General features: G+C 73.6%; 13 protein-coding genes. 7 read left to right on the forward strand and 6 right to left on the reverse strand.

Features of this window, described 5'->3' with window-relative positions; all coding sequences use genetic code 11:
• Positions 1–42: 42 nt before the first annotated feature.
• A complete protein-coding gene (locus OG898_RS29725) occupies positions 43–696 on the forward strand; it encodes a TOPRIM nucleotidyl transferase/hydrolase domain-containing protein (RefSeq protein WP_250745750.1) in 654 nt (217 codons plus the stop codon).
• Positions 697–724: 28 nt separating this feature from the next.
• Here the strand turns inward: OG898_RS29725 and OG898_RS29730 are convergent, their stop codons facing one another.
• Positions 725–1618 (reverse strand): alpha/beta hydrolase, encoded by an 894-nt coding sequence (locus tag OG898_RS29730; protein ID WP_266961095.1) that lies wholly within the window; start codon positions 1616–1618, stop codon positions 725–727.
• A 68-nt stretch (positions 1619–1686) separates the two neighbouring features.
• The gene (locus OG898_RS29735) at positions 1687–2898 is read right to left on the reverse strand and encodes a serine hydrolase (protein ID WP_266961097.1); all 1212 of its coding nucleotides are present in this window, start codon (positions 2896–2898) and stop codon (positions 1687–1689) included.
• Positions 2899–3214: 316 nt separating this feature from the next.
• Between OG898_RS29735 and OG898_RS29740 the strand changes: the two genes are divergently transcribed.
• Positions 3215–6121 carry a collagenase gene (locus OG898_RS29740; protein WP_266961099.1) on the forward strand — a complete coding sequence of 969 codons (2907 nt, stop codon included), beginning with the start codon at positions 3215–3217 and terminating at the stop codon, positions 6119–6121.
• A gap of 256 nt (positions 6122–6377) precedes the next feature.
• Here OG898_RS29740 and OG898_RS29745 read toward each other — a convergent pair whose 3' ends face one another.
• Positions 6378–8396: a hypothetical protein gene (locus OG898_RS29745; protein ID WP_266961101.1), complete on the reverse strand. Its 2019-nt coding sequence runs from the start codon at positions 8394–8396 to the stop codon at positions 6378–6380.
• Positions 8397–8574: 178 nt separating this feature from the next.
• Here OG898_RS29745 and OG898_RS29750 point away from each other — a divergent pair, with 178 nt between their 5' ends.
• Entirely contained in the window at positions 8575–9891 is a 1317-nt protein-coding gene (locus tag OG898_RS29750; protein ID WP_250745745.1) for an ROK family transcriptional regulator, read from the forward strand.
• Positions 9892–9923: 32 nt separating this feature from the next.
• Here OG898_RS29750 and OG898_RS29755 read toward each other — a convergent pair whose 3' ends face one another.
• A complete protein-coding gene (locus tag OG898_RS29755) occupies positions 9924–10475 on the reverse strand; it encodes a hypothetical protein (protein WP_250745744.1) in 552 nt (183 codons plus the stop codon).
• 290 nt (positions 10476–10765) lie between these two features.
• On the opposite strand from OG898_RS29755, the gene OG898_RS29760 reads away from it, so the two are divergent.
• Positions 10766–12508 (forward strand): cellulose synthase catalytic subunit, encoded by a 1743-nt coding sequence (locus OG898_RS29760; protein WP_266961104.1) that lies wholly within the window; start codon positions 10766–10768, stop codon positions 12506–12508.
• 17 nt (positions 12509–12525) lie between these two features.
• The gene (locus OG898_RS29765; protein WP_266961106.1) at positions 12526–15552 is read left to right on the forward strand and encodes an SGNH hydrolase domain-containing protein; all 3027 of its coding nucleotides are present in this window, start codon (positions 12526–12528) and stop codon (positions 15550–15552) included.
• A gap of 44 nt (positions 15553–15596) precedes the next feature.
• Here the strand turns inward: OG898_RS29765 and OG898_RS29770 are convergent, their stop codons facing one another.
• Positions 15597–16013: a hypothetical protein gene (locus OG898_RS29770; RefSeq protein ID WP_266961108.1), complete on the reverse strand. Its 417-nt coding sequence runs from the start codon at positions 16011–16013 to the stop codon at positions 15597–15599.
• 102 nt (positions 16014–16115) lie between these two features.
• Here OG898_RS29770 and OG898_RS29775 point away from each other — a divergent pair, with 102 nt between their 5' ends.
• Entirely contained in the window at positions 16116–16847 is a 732-nt protein-coding gene (locus OG898_RS29775; protein WP_266961110.1) for an SOS response-associated peptidase, read from the forward strand.
• Between the two features lie 303 nt (positions 16848–17150).
• On the forward strand, positions 17151–18965 hold the full coding sequence (locus tag OG898_RS29780) for an IPT/TIG domain-containing protein (RefSeq protein ID WP_266961112.1): 1815 nt from the start codon (positions 17151–17153) through the stop codon (positions 18963–18965).
• Between the two features lie 129 nt (positions 18966–19094).
• Here the strand turns inward: OG898_RS29780 and OG898_RS29785 are convergent, their stop codons facing one another.
• On the reverse strand, positions 19095–19718 hold the full coding sequence (locus OG898_RS29785; RefSeq protein WP_266961114.1) for a TetR/AcrR family transcriptional regulator: 624 nt from the start codon (positions 19716–19718) through the stop codon (positions 19095–19097).
• Positions 19719–19835: the final 117 nt, after the last annotated feature.

The following is a 19835-nucleotide window of genomic DNA, read 5'->3' on the forward strand; positions in this document are numbered from 1 at the left end:
AATTCCGTACCGCGGCGGCCGGAAGTGGATCAGACTCGCCCCATGGCTGACATGGTGGCGTTCGGGGATGCGGTGACCGCGTGGGCGGCCGGTGACGCCGGTGGACTCGGTGACGTGGGGCACGCCGGGGAGGCGGCGGACGCCGCGCGCGAGCTCGCCGCGCGACTGCCCGTACGGACCGTCGTGCTGCTCGAAGGCGCGAGCGACGCCGAAGCGGTCGACGCGCTGGCCGTGCGACGGGGCCGGAACCTGGCCGCCGAAGGGGTCTGTGTCCTGCCGATGGGCGGTGCGATGAGCGTCGCGCGCTTCGCCGGCTTCCTCGGACCGCGGGGCCTGGGCCTGCGCCTCACCGGCCTGTGCGACGAGGCGGAGCGCGGCTTCTACGAGCGCGGCTGGGAGCGGGCCGGTGCGCCGCCGCAGGGCTTCTTCGTCTGCGCGGCGGATCTGGAGGACGAGCTCATCCGCGCGCTGGGCGTGGCCCGGGTGCACGAGCTCGTCCGGGAGGAGGGGGACGACCGCGCCCTGCAGACCTTCCTGCGCCAGCCCGCGCAGCAGGGCCGCGCGGCGCAGCAGCAGGTGCGGCGCTTCCTCGGCACGAAGAAGGGGCGCAAGATCCGCTACGGCCGCGTCCTCGTCGAGGCCCTCGACCCCGGTCGCGTACCGGCGCCCCTCGACGGCTTGTTCGCGAGCCTGTAGCTCGGCGGCGCAGGGGCGGGCGTTCGGGTCAGCCCAGCTGCTCCAGGAAGAAGGCGGCGGCATCCTCGCCGGCCCGGACCCGGGCGGTCGGGTCGGCGGGCTCGGGGGCGAAGAAGTCGTCGTGCCGGACGGCCGGGCCGATCGAGCGGCCGCTCGCGGTGGGGATGCACTCCAGGTAGGGCCGCGTGTCGGCCTCGTACGGGGTGATCGTGTCCGCTCCGCCCCAGCGGATGGCGAACGGTACCCGTACGGCTTCCAGGCTCTCCCGGGTCACCAGGGAGCCGATTCCCGGAGCCATCTGGAAGACCGCCCGCACCCGGGGATCGGAGAGGTCGCCGCCCGCGCCGTCCAGCGTGCGCCGCGCGGCCTCCTCCTGCGGGTACTTCGCGCGCAGGGCCTCCAGTACGCCGGGGAACTCGGGGATCTCCGGCAGCGGCACCTCGCCCGTGAGCACGGCCCACAGGATCCCCGGGTCGATGCGCGCCCCGGCCAGTGCCGCGGCCGTGTAGCCGCCGATGGAGAAGCCCGCCACGCCCACCGGACCGAGGGGCTGTTCCCGGGCGAGCACGTCGAGGGCGAAGGTGATGTCCCGGGGCCGTTCCCAGGGGTGGAGGAAGCCCTCCGGCTCGTAGCCGTCGACGAAGTTGTTTCCGTGGTGGTCGAGGGCCACCACCCGGAAGCCCGCCGCGTGCAACGGGGCCACCAGCCACTCCATGTCGCTGCCCGAACCTCCGGTGCCGTGCGAGACGACGACGAGCGGGGCGGGCGCTTCCCCCGAGTCCTCTGCGTCCTCCGCGTCCCCCGTGCGGCTCGGCTCCCAGACGTACAGGCGGACCGGCCGCGGACGGGCCGGCTCCCGCAGGTCCGGGCGGGTCTCGTCGTGGAGGACGCGTATCAGCGGCTCCGGCATGGCGGCGATCATGGCGGGATCGTACACAGGAGGCGCCGGTGGGCTCCACGGGATCCGGTCGGACGCCAAACCCCCGCAGGTCAGCGCATCTTGAGCGCGTGTCCGGGGGCGAGGGCGGCGGAAATGCGTTCGGCTATGGTCTGGGCCGAATTGCCCGCGGGGCTCTTGGGGCCCTGGGTCACGGTGACGGAGATGGCGAGCTTCTCCGCCGGCAGGTAGGCCTGGATGGCCGCGTAGCCGGAGAAGGACGGGTTCGTCAGGATCCAGTCGTCGACGACGATCACGCCCAGTCCGAAGTGGTGGGCCGCCGTGTTGGTCAGGAGGCAGATGCTGTCCGGGCAGGAGGCCGTCGGGTGGCCGAGGCCGATGGTGCCCGGGTCGAGCTGGGTCTTGAAGGACTTCGCGGACAGCAGTTCGCCGGTCCCGATGCCGCGCGCGGACCGGTCCAGGTCGCAGATGTTCTGGACCAGGACCGCACCGGGGGTCGTGGTCCAGGAGGGGTTCCAAAAGGTGGACTCCTCGTAGGTGCCGCGCTCGGAGGTGAAGGCGTGCAGGACCGGTTCCGGGATCTGCGGGGTGTACTGGTTGCTGGTCGCGCTCAGCTTGAGCGGGCCGTACACGCGCTCCTTCAGCAGCCGGTCCAGCGGGAGGCCGCTGATCTTCTCCAGCGCCTCGCCGAGCAGGGCGAAGTTGGCGTGCGAATAACTCCAGTTGGTGCCCGGCTCGTAGAGGAGCGGCTTGTCCGTGGCGATGCCGATGACCTCGGCCGCCGTCCACTTGCGGAACGGTTTGGCCTCCAACTCGGCCAGGAAGGCCGGGTCGGTGACGTAGTCGTGCAGGCCGGAGGTGGAACTGCCCAGCATGCGCAGGGTGATCTCGGATCCGTGCGGAACGTCCGGCAGCCAGCGGGACACGGGGTCGTCGAGCGAGGCCTTGCCCTCCTCGACGAGCTGGAGCAGGACGGCGCCCATGTAGACGATGGCCACGGACCCCGTACGGAACTGCATGGACGGCTCGGCCGGGACGCTCGTCATCGATTCCCCGAGGGCCGTGGTGAGCACCTCGCCGTCCGCGGTGGAGACCCGCAGGACCACCGCGTTCAGGCCGAACTCCTTCTGGGCCTGCTGCGCGATGGTGAGGACCTTGAGCGCGTCGCCCTGGGCGGGACCGGGCGTGTTCACGCATGCCCCGGGGGCCGCGGCGGCCGGCTCCAGGCCCGCGGCGGTCCCCGCCGGTAGGGCCGCGCCCATCAGACCGGCGATGCACAGCAAGACCGTACAAGTACGCCTCACGCCCCCAGTATGGGCGGGCCCGGCACGGGGCGCATGTGGTGTCCCCCGCGGCCCCTCCGACGGGAATCCGGGACGTCCCCGGCCGAACCGGACAGGCCTTCCGCCGATTCCCTACCTGACGGTCACTCAGATGCCGAGAACTGCGCCGCGGGGACTTCCAGAGCCATGTGATGTGTGCCATGTTACATCGCACACTGCATAGCCGTGTACACGACAGAGTTGAAATCCCCACCAACTCCCGTCGACGTCACGGTCCGCACCCCTCGTCCGCCGCGTTGCCAGCGCGGCCGCAGACCGGCTCGGAGGCCCACCCCTCATGCGCAGTTCCCCCACCACGAAGGGCCGTGCCCGGCCCCTGATAGCCGCTCTGGCCTGTTGTCTGGGCCTGACGATGCTCGCCCCCGCCGGCCAGGCCTTCGCGCGGGAACCGAAGCCCGCCACGCCCGCTCCGGCCCCGAGGTCCGGCGCGGCCCCGCAGCCCTCCACCCCGGCCGCCGCGGCCGCCGCCCTCAGGGCCGAGCACGCCGCACGCCCGGACGCGAACCTGTCCGAGCGCGCCCCGCTCCAGGCCACCAAGGAAGCCGCGCGCACCGAACAGCAGGCCTCCAAGGCGAAGTTGGCGCCCGGCGCCGCCGCCGCGGCCGAGGCCCTCGCCGCGGCCTGCAACGTCGCGGACTTCACCTCGAAGACCGGGGCCGCGCTGGTCGCGCAGATCAAGGCCTCCGAGATGGACTGCGTGAACTCGCTGTTCCTGCTCAAGGGCAACGACGCGAAGGCCGCCTTCCGCGAGGCGCAGATGGTCTCGGTGGCCGACGCCCTGCGCACCAACTCCGCCGCCTACCCCGGTGACAACAGCACCAAGACCGGGCAGCTCGTGCTCTTCCTGCGCGCCGGCTACTACGTGCAGTGGTACAACGAGTCCACCGTCGGCACCTACGGGCCGGCCCTCAAGACCTCGATCCGGGGCGCCCTGGACACGTTCTTCGCCGCTCCGCGCGCGGCCGACGTGACCGACGCCAACGGCCCGACCCTGGGCGAGTCGGTCATCCTGATCGACAGCGCCCAGGAGAACGCCCGCTACCTCGGCGTGGCCAAGCGGCTGCTGACCGGCTACAACTCCTCGTACAACAGCAAGTCGTCGATGGTCGCGGCCGTCAACAACGCCTACACGGTGCTGTTCCGCGGCCACCAGACCGCCGAGTTCCTGCCCGCCGTACAGGCCGACCCGAGCATCCTCACGGTGCTGCGCGACTTCGCCGTGACCCACGACGCGCTCCTGGGCACGGACAAGAGCTACCTGGCGGCCAACGCCGGCCGGGAGCTGGGCCGTTTCCTCCAGCACTCGGTGCTCCAGGCGACCGTGCGACCGCTCGTCAAGCAGCTGCTGGACCGCACCTCGATCACCGGGCGGACCTCCTCGCTCTGGGTGCCGCTCGCCGAGATGACCACCTCGTACGACGCCGCCAACTGCTCCTACTACGGGACCTGCGACCTGCCGGCGCGGGTGCGTGCCGCCGTCCTGACGGTCAACCACACCTGTAGCCCCAGCCTGCGGATCGTCGCGCAGCAGATGACCGCCGCCGAGCTCGGCGCGAGCTGCACCAGCCTGGCCAACCAGGACGCCTTCTTCCACAACGTGGTCAAGGACGGCGGCCCCGTCGCCAACGACAAGAACACCGCCCTCGAGGTGGTGGCCTTCGACTCCAGCGCCGACTACCAGGCCTACGCCGGTGTCATCTTCGGGATCAGCACCAACAACGGCGGCATGTACCTGGAGGGCGACCCCTCGGTCACCGGGAACCAGCCGCGCTTCATCGCCTACGAGGCCGAGTGGGTCCGCCCGGAGTTCCAGATCTGGAACCTCAACCACGAGTACACCCACTACCTCGACGGCCGTTTCAACATGTACGGCGACTTCGACGCGGGCATGACCACCCCGACCGTGATGTGGGTCGAGGGCCTGGCCGAGTACATCTCCTACTCGTACCGCGGCGTCACCTACGACCAGGCCGCCATCGAGGCGGGCAAGAACACCTACAAGCTCAGCACGCTGTTCGACACCACCTACGACAACTCCGACTCCACCCGCGTCTACCGGTGGGGCTACCTGGCGGTGCGCTACCTGATCCAGTCGCACCCGCAGGACGTGGCCACGCTGCTCGGCCACTACCGCACCGGCAACTGGGCGGCCGCCCGCACCCTGCTCACCTCCACCATCGGCACCCGCTACGACGCGGACTTCGCCGCCTGGCTGGTCAAGTGCGCGGCCGGAGACTGCGGCGGCACCACCCCGCCGGCCAACCAGGCCCCGGTGGCCGGGTTCACCGCCGCGGTGAACGCCCTGGCGGTCACCTTCACCGACACCTCCACGGACGCGGACGGCACCATCGCCTCCCGTGCCTGGAACTTCGGTGACGGCACGACGTCCACCTCCGCCAACCCGGCCAAGACCTACGCCGCGGCCGGTACGTACACCGTCCAGCTCACCGTCACCGACAACAAGGGCGCCACCGCCACCACCAGCAAGGCCGTCACGGTCGGTACCGCCGGGCCCGGCGAATGCACCAGCCCCGACGTGCGGGTGCTGGGTGACAACTGCCGCCGCTCCAACGTCTCCGCCACGACCGGCAACTACGGCTACTTCTACCTGGACGTCCCGGCCGGCACCGGCTCCCTCAAGGTGTCCGTCTCGGGCGGCACCGGCAACGCCGACCTCTACTACAGCCCCACCGGCTGGGCCACCACCAGCAACTACACCGCCCGCTCGGCGCAGAGCGGCAACAGCGAGTCGCTGACCATCAACAACCCGGCGGCCGGACGCGTCTACATCAGCCTGCACGCCGTCCAGGGCTTCGCGGGCGTCACCGTCTCGACCCAGTTCGGGACGGCCCAGGTGGAGTGCGCGGGCGCCGACATCCGGGTACTGGGCGCCGACTGCAGCCGCTCCAACGTCTCCGCCACCGCCGGGAACTACCGCTACTTCTACGTCAACGTCCCGGCCGGCACCACCTCCCTCAAGATCACCGTCTCGGGCGGCACCGGGAACGCCGACCTCTACTACAGCCCGACCACCTGGGCCACCACGAGCAACTACACCGCCCGCTCGGCCCAGACCGGCAACACCGAAACGCTCACGATCACCAACCCCCCGGCCGGCTACCTCTACATCAGCCTGCACGCCGCACAGGACTTCGCCGGAGCCACCGTCTCCAGCCGCTTCTGAGCCCTGACGGCACACCGGCCCCCATCCCTCCTCGGAGGGGTGGGGGCCGCTGCCGTGTGCCGTGTGCCGTGTGCCGTCAGGAGTAGGCCTCGACCTCCCACAGCGAGTAGCCGTAGCCGGTGGCCCGCTGCGTACGAGGTCCTCGCGGTGCGGGGCGGTACGGGGCCTTGCTGGGCGCTACGAGGCCTTGCGAGGGCCTGGCGGTGGGCCTGACTCGGAGCCGGTGTCGGTCGGGGGCCGGCCCCCGACCGGCGGGTCACCAGCGCAGGACGGCCCAGGCGCGGTGGGGGAGTTCGGGGTCCAGGCGCAGGGTGTGACCCCGCCGGCCGGTGTCCGCGGGGCGGGGCTCGGCGAGGGGTACCAGGACGGTCGCCCCGACCGCGACCGCGTCCGGGAGCGCGGGCAGGTCCACCACGGGCCGGGCGGGGTCCTGGCAGCCGTTGGCCACGGTCAGGGTGGTGACACCGTCGGCGTGCGAGAGGTGCGGGATCAGGTACGGGCCGCCGCTGACCAGGGGCAGGCGGGCGTCCTCCCCCTCCAGGAAGCGGATCGTGCGGTGCAGCAGCCGCTGCGCGTGGTCGTCGGCCGGCAGCGTGTGGGGCTCGGTCGCGGCGAGTACGGCGACGCGTCCGCCGAGGGTGTTGGCGAAGACGGTGCGGCCCGCCCCCCAGGCGCGGCCGTCCGGGGTGCGGACCTCGCTCCAGCGCTGCGCCCCGGGTGCCTCCCGGAGCCGGGCGAGGGCGGGTTGGGTGTTGACGCTGAGGAGGAGGCCCGCGAGCTCCTGGCCCGCTGCGGCGCACAGGTGCTCGGTGGCGTACGGGCCCGGCCCGCCGGGGGTGGCCGGGGCCTCCCGGTCCACCGGTTCGGCGTCGGCCAGCCCGATGAGGGGGCCGAAGCCGCGCCGGTGCAGGATCGCCGCGGCGGTCCCGTCGAGCAGCAGGCCTCCGGCCAGCAGGGCCCGTACCGCCTGGTCGTCGAAGGCCCAGGCCGACGGACCGAACAGAGCCTGCACCGGGGCGGGTTCGGCCGTGACGGGTACTCCGTAGCGGAGCAGGAACCCGGCCGCGGGGCCCGGGTCGACGGCCAGCTCGGTGAGGTCTCCGCCGTGGGCCCGCACGTGGGCCGCGGCGTCCTGGGCGAAGGGCAGGCCGACGCCGAGGGTGCGCTGCCCGCGCGGGTGCTGCCGGTGGACGAGGTCCAGCGCGGGGCGGGCGCGGCGGAGCAGTTCGGCGATCCCGGGGTGGCTGCCGGGGTGGGCACCGTGCATGGGATGGAGGTTGAGCAGGAGGGCGTCCGCTCCGGAGAGCTGGGCGGCGACCATCTCCGACCAGGTCTGGACATCGGATTTGGACCAGGCGGTGTGCGGCCAGTTCTCGATCTCCGGCTCGCTGTCCACGTACTCCGGCCGCAGGGAGCGCTGCAGTTCGGGCATCCACAGCTGCCGGGCGAGCTCGCGGCCGGGGGCGTCCGCGTACGGGGCGAAGTGCGGGCGGTGCACGGCGCGGCCTCCGGGGGCGGCCAGGGCCCCGAAGAGCGCTCCCCAGTCCCGGCCCTCGACCGAGGCGGCGTCCAGGCCCGAGCTCATCAGCCCGGTACGGGAGCGGCCGGCCGAGCGCCGGTGCACCTCGGCGGCCACCTGTGCGGCCACCTCCAGCTGCGCGGTCCGCCAGACCTGCTGCCACAGGGCGCGCAGCGGGTGCGGGGGGCCGGGGGCGGTGAGTGCGGCGACGAGTTCCGGTCGTGGGACCGGGCGTCCGGCCAGGGCGGCCAGCCGGTCCAGCATGAGGGGTTCGAAGCCGCCGCCCCAGTCCAGCGGGGCGTGGTTGTGGAAGCGGAAGTCGTCCTCCAGCCACAGCACGCGGAAGCCCAGTTCGGCGAAGCGCCCGTAGTGCCCGGTCAGCCAGGCGCGCCAGCGCGGGCAGGCGAAGGAGGCCTGCGCCGCGGCAACCTTCCCGGTCGGGGACACCATCGGTGCGAAGCCGTGGGTGCCGGTGCGGCCGCGGTCGGCGTGGCCGGTGGTCACCCAGGGGTTCAGGCTCACGTCGAGGCCGGCGCCGAGGAGGACCTCCTGCGCGAGGGCCGCCGCTTCGTACCAGAGGTCCTCGTCGGGTCCGGAGAGGTGGCCGGTGAAATGCTCCTCGGCCCCGAGGAGCAGCACCACTTCCGCCACGCCCGCGTCGGTGCAGGTCTTGGCGAGTTCGGCCGCCGTGGCCGCGACGGCGGCCGTGCCTTCGTAGGGATGGATCTGGAACCGCAGGTGGTACCGGACGCTCACGCCGTCGGCCTCCTCGCCGTCAGCTCGCGGCCGGACGCACCGTCGAGCAATTAGTTTGGTTAGGATCTGAATTAATGAGGGTCCCGTCAACCCCGCGCGTCGCATCCGCTCCCGAACACGGAGGCAGGAGCAGGGTCCGCGGGTGGCAGACTCTCGGGGACGGCAGTGAGGAGCACCGGTGAGGACTGATCCGCGAGGCACGCAGCGCAGCGGCGACGGGGGCGGGCGGGGTGACGCCGGCATCGGACCCGTCGTGATCAACGGCCCGGCCCGGCCCGCCGGGAGGGCCTCCATCCGCCGGGCCAACCTCGGTCTCGTGCTGCGCCTCCTGCGCGACGCCGGACCGCGCTCGCGCGCGCGGATCGCCGATGACGCGGGGCTGCCGCGGCCCACGGTCACCGGCCTGGTCACCGAGCTCATCGAACTCGGCCTGCTCCGCGAGGGGGACGCCGAGCGGGACGGCTCGGTCGGCCGTCCCGGCCAGAGCGTACGGATCGACGGCCGTACGCTGTGCGGGATCGGCCTGGAGATCAACGTCGACTACCTGGCCGCCGTCGCCCTGACCCTGGGCGGGGACACCGTCTTCGAGCGACGGGTCGCCCTGGACGTCCGCGGCGCCGGGCCCGAGGCCGTTCTGGACTGCGCCGCCGGGCTGGTCCGCGAGGCCCTCGCCACCCTCGACGCCGCCGGGATCGCCACGGCCGGGGTCACCGTCGCCGCCCCCGGAGTCGTCGACATCGCCGCGGGCACCGTCGTCTACGCCGCGAACATCGGCTGGCACGGCGTCGAAGCGGTCAGCGGGATCCGCGCCCGCCTGGGGCGCGGGGCGCCCCCGCTGCGACTGGAGAACGACGCGAAACTCGGCGCGGTGGCCGAGTACGTGGAGGCCTCCGCGGCCGGCATCCACGACCTCATCTACGTCACCGGCGAGACGGGTGTGGGCGGCGGCATCATCAGCGGCGGCCGGCTCCACCGCGGAGCCGCCGGGTTCGCCGGGGAGATCGGCCACATGCCGCTCGACCCGGGCGGCGCGCTCTGCGCCTGCGGGCGCCGGGGCTGCTGGGAGACCATGGTCGGACTCACGGCCCTGCTTCGGCATGCCGCCGCCCCCGAGGATCCCGTGCACGACCCCTCGCTCGACCTGGAGGCCCGGCTGACGGATCTCCAGGGGCGGGCGGCCGCCGGGGACGCCCGCACGCTGGAGGCCCTGGACCGGATCGCCGACGGTCTCGGCCTCGGGCTGGCACTGCTGGCGGACGTCCTGAACCCGCGCGCGGTGGTGCTCGGCGGCTACTTCACCTACTTCGGCGACCGGCTGGCCCCGCGGGTGGAACAGCTGATGGCCGAACGGGTGATGGCCCCGGACACGGGCGGCTGCCGCCTGCTGCTGTCCACCCTCGGCTTCACCGCTCCGGCCCGCGGCGGCGCGCTCCTCGCCCTCGACCCGGTGTACGAGGACCCGGCCCGGACGGTGGCGACGGCGACGGGCGCCTGAGCCCCGGGCCCACCCGCGTCACAGGCTGCGCCTCACGCCCCCGCGGTCCAGAACGGCCGGGCCAGGAGGGCGGCTTCACGCACCGCGGCCCCGTCCAGGATCCAGGTGGCGTCCCGCAGTCCGCGTTCCGGCCACGCGCACGACAGCGCGAGCGGGCCCGGCGGCGGCAGCGGCCACGTCCACAGCGTAAGGCGTACGTCCTCGCCGTCCTCGGGGCCGCCCCGGGCGGCCTGGTACCCGCTGACGACCATCACCGGTCCGCGCCCGTCCCGCAGTCCGGCCTCGTCGTCCTGCACCACGACCCTGCCGTCGCCCAGCCGGAGGCGGAAGGTCGGCTGGGCCGGCTCGGTGAAGCCGTCGGGGCCGGCCGCCGGCCCGCCGGGGGGTGAGGACGCGCCGCGCGCGTGGGCCTCCACCTCGATCTCGATCCCGGCCGGGTAGGCCAGCACCTGCCGGGCGAGCACCACGAGCCCGTCCGTCCGGCCGATCACCGCCGGTCCCGCGACGTGTCCGCCGATCATCCTCGGCGGCGCGTGCCACTCGGGCACATCGCCGGCACTCTCCCCGCCCGGTTCCTCAAGCACGGCCAGAGCGTAGCCGGTTGAGACCCGCCCGATGCGGCCGAAGCGGAAGGTCACCGTGGGCCCGCCCGGCCGCGCAAGACTTCGATGTCTGTTCACTCCCCCGTGACCTGCATCTTCCCGGCGGGAGGCGGTGCGGCCGGTCGAATGACAGGACCAAAGGTCTGGACCACCTGAGATGCGCCAATCCCGTGGCCGATTAAGCGTGTTGGTCGTGCGGAAACAAATGGTCTATACCTCTGGCGCTATGGTGGCCATCTGAAACGGGCGCATAAACAGCCGTGGGGGGCTTTATGACCTTTCATCATCTTCCGCAACCTCCTTCCGACGAGGAGCTCTACTGGTACTTCGGCCCGCAACGACGCTGGGTCCTGATCAGCACGAGCCTCGCCTTCGTCTTCACCGCGGCGACCATGTTCACCTTCGCGCTGCGCACTCCGGCCCTGTGGGCCTTCCTCGCCGTCCTCGGGCTCAACCTCGTCGCACTCGCCCTCTCCTCGGTGAACAGCCTGCGCCAGCGCAGGCTGACCCGGCCCTCGCACGAGGTGCTCGTCCGCGCCTGGCAGCCCGCCCGACTGCCCACCGTGGACCTGTACTTGCCGACCTGCGGCGAGCCGCTCCCCGTCCTGGACAACGCCTACCGCGCGGTGTCGGGCGTCGACTGGCCCGGCGCGCTGACCACATGGGTCCTGGACGACGCCGACCGTCCCGAAGTCGCCGCGCTGGCGGCCTCGTACGGGTACGAGTACGTCGTACGGCCGGACCGGGGCCACCTGAAGAAGGCGGGGAACCTCAACCACGCCCTGACGCTGAGCAGCGCGGAGTTCATCGCCATCCTCGACGCCGACTTCGCGCCCCGGCCGGACTTCCTGCGCCATCTCGTGCCCTATCTGGCCGACCCGGCCGTCGGGATCGTGCAGAGCCCGCAGTGCTTCGACACCGACGGGACCATGGGCTGGATCCAGCGGGCCGCGGGCTCCGCACAGGAGTGGTTCTTCCGCTGGATCCAGCCCTCCCGGGACGCGAGCGACGCCGCCATCTGCTGCGGCAGCAACGCCGTCTACCGGCGCGCCGCCATCGACCGGGCCGGCGGCTTCGCCCGCCTCGACCACAGCGAGGACCTGTACACGGGCCTCGCCCTGCACGCGGAAGGGTTCCGCACCCTGTACGTACCCGTGCTGGTCGCCAAGGGCACCTCGCCCGACGAGGTCACCTCCTTCGTCAACCAGCAGTACCGGTGGGCGATGGGCAACCTCCACCTGCTCACCTCGCCCGTCCTGCGGACGATGGGCGCGCCCTGGCGGATGCGCCTGTGCTTCTACGAGGGCGTCGTCGGTTACCTGGCCGCCGCCGTGAACACCTTCGCGGCGCCGCTGCCGCCGCTGGTGATGATGTTCTGGTACCCGGACGACATCCGGCCCTGGCACGTCCTGCCGCTGCTCGCCCCGCTGTGGCTCTGGCACGTGCTCCTCCCGCGGATCAGCAGGACCCGCTGGCGGGTGGAGGTGATCCGGGCGAACGTCCTGACGAGCGTCGCCGCCGCCACCGCCTTCCTGCACACGCTGCGCGGCCGCAGCGCCGACTGGGTGCCCACCGGCACCCGGGGGCCCGCCCGTTCCGGCGGCATGGCCCGCCGGGTGGTGGGCGTCTCCCTGGTCTGGCTGGTCCTCTCCAACGGCGCGGCCGCGGCGGGGCTGGCGCTGGCCGTGGCCCGCAACGGCTGGGAGCCCAACTGGGGTCTGCTCCTCTACTTCCTCGTGCAGTGCCAGATCAACGGCCCGCTGGTCCGGGACCTGATCTCCGAGCTGCGGCCGGGGAACGCCTCAGCGAAGTCCCCCGGGGGCGCCTCCGCCGGGGCCGGACCGGCTCATGGCGGCGGCCGTCGCCGCAACCTCGTACGGGCCTTCGCCCGCCACTCCCCCACCGGCGTGCTGCCGCGCCGGTGGCCCGAGACCCTCGCCGCCTCGGCGGTGCTCCTGCTCACCGGCCTGCTGGCATCCGGGTGGGTCAACCCCATGCTTCCCTGGCTGAGTTGAAAGGCTCCACGACCACCATGCACTCCCCCGCCCCATCCCCGCCGCCCGTCCCCGCACCGCCTCCCGGACCCTCCGCTCCGTCCCTCCCGGCGGCGCGCTCCGGCGGCGAGTCCGGGCCCAGCCCGCACCGGTCCGCGTTCCGGCCCGACATCGAGGGGCTGCGCGCCGTCGCCGTCCTCGCGGTCCTCGCCTTCCACGCCGGGGTTCCGGGGCTCGCGGGCGGTTTCGTCGGCGTGGACGTCTTCTTCGTCGTCTCCGGCTACCTCATCACCGGGCTGCTCGTCCGCGAGGCCGTCACCACCGGCCGGATCCGGCTGCTGGACTTCTTCTCCCGGCGGGCCCGCCGGCTCCTGCCGTCCGCCGCGGTCGTCCTCGGCGCGGTGGCCCTGGCCGGGGCCTGGCTGACCGTACCGCTGCGCCGCGCCGATCTGGAGCAGGACGTGGTCGCGGCGGCGCTCTCCGCCGCCAACTGGCGGTTCGTCGCCCAGCGGACCGACTACCTCGCCGCCGGGCACGAGCAGAGCCCGCTCCTGCACTTCTGGTCCCTCGCCGTCGAGGAGCAGTTCTACCTCCTCTGGGCTCCCCTGCTCGCCCTGATCGTGCTCGGTGCGGCCCGGGCCGTACGCCGGGGCCGTGCCGTGCGGGCCGCCGTGGCCCTGGCCGCCGTACCGCTGGTGCTCGCCTCGTTCGCGCTGTCCCTGCGCTGGACGGACCACTCCGCCTCCCTCGCGTACCTCGCCACGCCCTCCCGGGTCTGGCAGTTCGGCGTCGGTGCGCTGGTGGCCCTGCTGCCCTGGCACCTCATGCGCGGCCCGCGCCCGCTGCGGCTGCTGTGCGGCTGGGCCGGGATCACGGCGATCGTCTGGAGCGCCGTCGCGTACGACGCGGCCACGCCCTACCCCGGCCACGCGGCCCTGGTTCCGACCCTGGGGGCGGCCGCCGTCATCCTCGCTGCGATCCCCGGCCGGGGCGAGCGCAGCACGCCGGGCGGCTACGGGATCGGCCGGCTGCTCGCGGGGCGGGCTCCCCGCGCGGTGGGGCGGCTCTCCTACACCCTGTACCTGTGGCACTGGCCGGTGCTCGTCCTCGCCGAGGCCCGCTTCGGCCCCCAGGACTGGCCGGTGAAGGCCGCGCTCACCCTGGCCGCCGCACTGCCCGCCTACACCACCATGCGCTGGGTCGAGCAGCCGCTGCGCCGCAGCCGCACCGTCTCCGAATTCCCGCGCCGCGGGCTGTCGGTGGGCATCACGGCCGTGGTCCTGCCGGTGGTGCTCGCGCTGGTGGTGGGCACCACGACGCTGAACCTGCTCGGTCCGGCGACGCCGGTCCAGCTCGGCGGGCTGCCCCCCGGCGCCGCCTCCGGCCCGCACCTGCTCGCCCGTACGGGCTCCGCGCCGCCGGCGGCGGGCCCGGTCGTGCCCGGCCCCGCACAGGCGCGCAAGGACTTCCCGCCGGACGGGGCCTGCGAGGTGGCCCCGGCCGTGACCCGCAGCCCGGACTGCCTGTTCGGTGCGGTGGACAGCCCGGACCGGATCGTGCTGCTCGGCGATTCGCACGCCGGCCAGTGGTTCTCCGCGATGCTGGCCATGGCCGCCCAACGGGGTTGGGCCCTCCAGGAGTTGGTGAAGCAGGGCTGCCCCCTGCCGCAGCTCGCGGTGGACAGTCCGCAGCTCGGCCGCGCCTACCGGGAGTGCGACACCTGGCGCGCCGACGCCCTGGAGCGGCTGCGGCAGCAGCCGAAGCCGCGGCTCATCGTGATCTCCTCGCTCAACCGCTACACGGCTGATTCCGGACTCCTCGCCGAGGCCTGGGAGAAGACCCTCGCACCCCTTCGGGCGATCGGTGCGCCGATCGTCTACATCGAGGACACCCCCGTACCGGGTACGGACGTCCCCGCGTGCGTCTCCGGCAGCCCCGAGGAGCCCGCGGCCTGCGCGTTCAGCCGTGCGAACGCCCAGCAGCCCGATCCGCTGGCCCGGCGGATCGCCGCCGGCGGCCTGCCCGGCGTACGCGCCGTGAGCGTGAACCCGGTCCTGTGCCCGGGCGACGGGCCGACCTGCCCGGCCGTGCTGGACCGCATCCTGCTGTACCGCGACGACGCCCACCTGACCAACGTGGCGGTCGTCGTCCTGACCCCCCGGCTGGAACGGCTGCTCACGGATGCGGGCGCGCTGCCCGCCGTGGGCGGGGCGGGGGCCGCGTCCGGGCCGACGGGGCCCGCGGGCTGGACCGAGGTGTTCCGGGAGGAGTTCGACGGTCCCGCGGGCAGCCCTCCGTCCTCCGCCAACTGGCTGCACGACATCGGCACTTGCTACCCGGGATGCCCCGCCGCCCAGTGGGGCACCGGTGAGGTCGAGACGATGACCGACTCGACGGACAACGTCCGTCTCGACGGCAAGGGCGCACTGGAGATCGTCCCCACCCGCACGGCGGACGGCGCGTGGCGCTCGGGTCGCATCGAGACCCGGCGCTCCGACTTCGCGGCCCCGGCCGGCGGGATCCTGCGGATCGAGGCCGCGATCGCCCTGCCGGACGTGACCGGCGCCAAAGCGGCCGGCTACTGGCCGGCGTTCTGGACCCTCGGGGCGCCGCTGCGCGACGGGTACACGGGCTGGCCCGGCATCGGGGAGCTCGACATCATGGAATCGGTCAACGGCCGGGACAGCGTCTTCGCGACCATGCACTGCGGGACTCTCGAAGGCGGCCCGTGCCGGGAACCTGCGGGCCTGAGCTCGGGCCCGCAGCCGTGCGGGGACTGCCGTACGGGGTTCCACACGTACGCCGTCGAGGTCGACCGCTCCCCCGGCGCCGAGGAAGTGCGCTGGTACCTGGACGGCCGGGTGCACCACCGGGTGGCCGCCTCCCGGATGGACCCGGACACGTGGAAGCGGGCGGTGGACCACGGCCTGTTCCTGATCCTCAACGTGGCCATCGGCGGCGGCCTCCCGCTGGCCGACGGCGCGACCCCGGGCCCGGCCACCGAACCGGGCCACCCGATGCGGGTCGACCGGGTGACCGTCTCCACCCGGGCCCGGGCCGCGTAACGCCGCTGCCGCACTGACCGCTCCCCGCTCCCGACGGCGAGCTGTCAGTGCGGGCCGAAGCCTTGGAAGGTCCCTGATGCATCAGCGGCTTCGGCGAACTCCTCGAAGTACATGTTCGCGAGGCCGAGGTTGGCCGACACGTCGAAGAACCACCGGGCCGGGACCCTGAACGTCCGCCCGGGCTCGACCCAGAGGTCCACGGCCAGAAGCGGGTGGTCCTGATCCGCCATCGCGGTCGCGTCCGCGATGAACAGGTGGTTGAACCACTCGCGTTCCTCCGCGGCGGCCGCCGCGTCCGCCAGGGCCTGGACATCCGCCTCGGCGAAGCGGCGGTCGCTGACGAACGTGGCACCGTCGATCGCGCTCCGCAGCGCGTCCCACGCCGCCTCGTCGCCGAAGTGGGTGCGCAGCACCAGCGAGGTCAGGTCACCGGGCTTGGGCAGGGGCATCGGCATGGGCATGGGCGCGATCCTCCCACCCGGCACCGGCAACGGCCCCGGACACGCCCTCCGCGTGGGGCGGACTCGGGCCCTCCCGGCCGGGAAGGGTGGGACAGTGGAGGCATGTGTGGTCGATATGCCTCCTCCCGGGCACCGCAAGACCTCGCCGGGCTCTTCGATGCCCGGCTCGATCCCGGCCGGGAGCTCGGGCCCTCGTGGAACGTCGCGCCCACCGACGAGGTGTGGGCGGTCCTGGAGCGCGCCGACCGGGACACCGGCGAGCTCGGGCGGCAGCTGCGTCCGGTGCGGTGGGGTCTGGTGCCGTCCTGGGCCAAGGACCCTGCCGTGGGCTCACGGATGATCAACGCGCGGGTGGAGACCGTCCACGAGAAGCCCGCGTTCCGGCGGGCCCTCGCCAAACGCCGGTGCCTGCTGCCCGCGGACGGCTTCTACGAGTGGGAGGCCGTACCCGCCACCGGTACGGCCAAGGCCTACAAGCAGCCCTACTTCATCCGGCCCGAGACCGGCTCGGTCATGGCCATGGCCGGGCTGTACGAGTTCTGGCGCGATCCGGCCGTCGCCGACCGGGACGACCCGGACGCCTGGCTCACCACGGCCACGATCATCACCACCGAGGCCACGGACGCGGCCGGCCGCGTCCATCCCCGGATGCCTCTCGCCCTCGACCCCGGCGACTACGAGGCCTGGCTCGACCCCTCCCACGAGGACACGACGGACCTCCGTGCCCTGCTCCACACCCCCGCCGGCGGCCGGCTCGCGGTGACCGCGGTCTCGACGGCCGTCAACAGCGTCCGCAACAACGGCCCCCACCTCCTCGACCCCGCCACTTCGTAACCTCGTATCCTCTCGGAAATTCGTACGAGCCCGGTGGCCGATTTCGGGGTTTCCAACGGTTTGGCGGGACGATCCGGCATTTGGCGCCCGCCGCGCCCCGGCCACTGCGATGCTTCCGCCGGTATCACCGGGCCGCGGTCCTTCCGACCGGCCCCGGAATACCGGCGAACGGGCGGCACCGCCGGAGGAAGCTGCACTCCGGTCCGTCGTACGGGAGCGTCCGGCCGCGGCTTCCCGGGAGTATGCGACTCCGGCCGCCGCCGGACGGAGGCGAGAGGGGGAGACGCGATGTCTTCGACTGCTGTGTTACATGGTCCGCGCGCCCGGTGGCGGCGCCGGCTGCTGGCGGTGGCCGCGTCCTCGGCGCTGGCCGCGGGCGGCCTGACGGTTCTGGCGCCCCCGGCCTCGGCGGAGGGGGTGTGCGCAGCCCCTGTCCTGGTGGGTGCCACGACCACGATCACCTGCTCGGCGGGAGGTTCCGGAAGCGTCACGGTGCCCGACGGCGTCTCCCTCGGCGTGGTGACCCTGGACGGCGCCGGGGGCGGGAACGCCGCCGACGGCACCGCCGGGGGCAAGGGCGCGCACCTCGTCGCGACCGTCCCGGCCACGCCCGGGCAGACCTTCAACGTGACCGTCGGACGGCGCGGCGCCAACGGCACGGCGAGCGCGCAGTTCGGCGTGCCGGGCTCCGGCGGCGCTCTGGTCGCGGTGACCACGGCCGCCAACGCGCCGCTCCTGACGGCCGGTTCGGGCGGCGGGGCGGGTGGAGCGGGCATCGGCTCCCCCGCATACCGGGGAGCGGCCGGTGGTGACAGCGGCAGCGCGGGCGCCGACGGCAACGGCCTGGTCCCCGACGCGCAGGGCGGTACGGGCGGCGGCCCGGGCACCGACACGGCCGGCGGGGCCGCCGGAATCGGGGGTGCCGGGGCGGACAACGAGGGCCCGAACGGCTCCCCGGGCGCCTTTCCGAACGGCGCCGGCGGCTCCGCCGGGCAGGGCGTGTTCAGCCCGACGGGCGCCGGCGGCCGCGGCGGAGCCGGGTACGGCGGCGGAGGCCGGGGCGGAGCCGGCGGCAGATACGGCAGCACCGGTGGTGGCGGAGGAGGGGGTGGCGGAGGGTCCAGCCTGGTCTCCGGGACGGCACCCGGCTCGTCCGCGACCCTGACCGAGGGGGCCAACGCCGGTGACGGGCGGATCGTATTCGCCTTCACCCTGCCGCCCACGATCACCTCCGTCGGCCCGGCCGCCGGACCCACGGGCGGCGGTACGGCCGTGACGGTCACCGGCACGAACCTGTCGGGCGCCGTCCTCACCTTCGGCGCGGACAACCCCGCCACCAACGTCACGTGCACCGAGACCTCGTGCACCGCCACCGCTCCGGCCGGGACCGGCACCGTGGACGTCCGCGCCACCACCCCCGGTGGCACCAGCGCCCCGTCCCCCGCGGGCCGCTACACCTACGTCCCCGTCCCCGTGGTGACCTCGCTCAGCCCCGCCGTCGGCACGACGGCCGGCGGTACGGTCGTCACCGTCGGCGGCACCGGCCTGGACGGCGCCACCTCGATCACCTTCGGCCCCGGCAACCCGGGCACCGGCCTCTCCTGCACCCCCACGGCCTGCACCGCGACCGCGCCCGCCCACGCCACGGGCCCCGTGGACGTCCAGGTCACCACGCCCGGCGGCACCAGCGCGGTGACCGGCGCGAGCCGGTACACGTACCAGCTCCCGCCCGCCGACATCGACGTGGACCTGACCGCACAGCCCGGCTTCAGCCTGCTGGTCCCCTACCTCTCCTACACCCTGACCGCCCGCAACACCGGTCCCGGTACGGTCACTTCGGCAACCCTCACGGCAACCCTGCCGTCGGGTGCGTCCGCCAACACCCTGTCCCCGGGATGCACGGCCGCCGGGTCCACGGTGACCTGCGCCTACGGGACCATCGCCAACGGCGCCACCGCCACCAAGACCTTCCGGGTACCGCTGGGCCTGCTCTCGCTGGGGCGCGTCACGGTCTCCGCCACCCGTACGGCGTCCGCGCCGACCGACCCCAACCCGCTCAACGACAGCGCGACCGCCAGCTGCACGGTGGTCTCCGTCCTCCTGGCCACCTGCCCCTGACCCGGCACCGGCGTCTCCGCCAACGGGACTCCCTGCACGCCTGATTGCCGCCGGCCCGCCTCCTCACGAGACGGGCCGGCGGTGCGTCCGGGTCACAGTCGGGCGGGTCGCGGCCAAGCGGCGGCGCGGTCAGGCGGGGCCGGCCTCCTCGCGGCCGGTCAGCTCGTGACCGGTGACGGCCCGCGCGTAGGACCGCAGGGCGGCGATCACCTCGGTGCGCGTGCGCCGGCCGGCGAGCACCTCCATCTGGTAACCGTCCTCCATGGCGACGAAGTTCGCCGCCAGCAGCCGGGGCGGATCCTGGAGCAGGAAGTGCCCCTGCGCCTGGCCGAGGACCAGGATGCCGGAGTACACCGCGATCTGGCGTTCCGTCAGGGCGCTGTCGAGCGCCGCCGCCCGGGCGTCGCGCAGGCAGCGCGGCCAGTACTCGAAGAGCAGCCGGGTCAGCGCGTCGTCGGGACCGCCGGCGACGCCGTGGTCGATGCAGGCCCGCAGTTTGTCGCGGGCGTCGTCGAAGCGGTCCGCGGCCTCCTCGCGCTCCTTGCTGTAGCGCTCGATGGCCTCCTGGTAGGTGGAGTGGACTAGGGCGTCCAGATCGCCGTAGTAGAGCACCGCGGCGGGGGTGACCCCGGCCTGGTCGGCGACGTCGCGCAGCCGCAGGCCCTCCAGTCCGCGTACCAGTACGGCGCGCTCCACCGCCTTGCCCAGCTCGGTCCGGCGGTTCTCCTTGCCGGTTCCCTTCCTGGCTGCCACGCCATGCCCTCCAGACGTCGATCATCTAAATCTGGGTTTAACAATATCGCCCAGACCATTGACGGTCCAGGAAGCCGAGCATTAAATCTGCGTTTAACGCGGCGTCTCACGCACTGC

The sequence above is a fragment of the Streptomyces sp. NBC_00193 genome (assembly GCF_026342735.1).
In the GTDB taxonomy this organism is placed as follows: domain Bacteria; phylum Actinomycetota; class Actinomycetes; order Streptomycetales; family Streptomycetaceae; genus Streptomyces; species Streptomyces stoeckheimensis.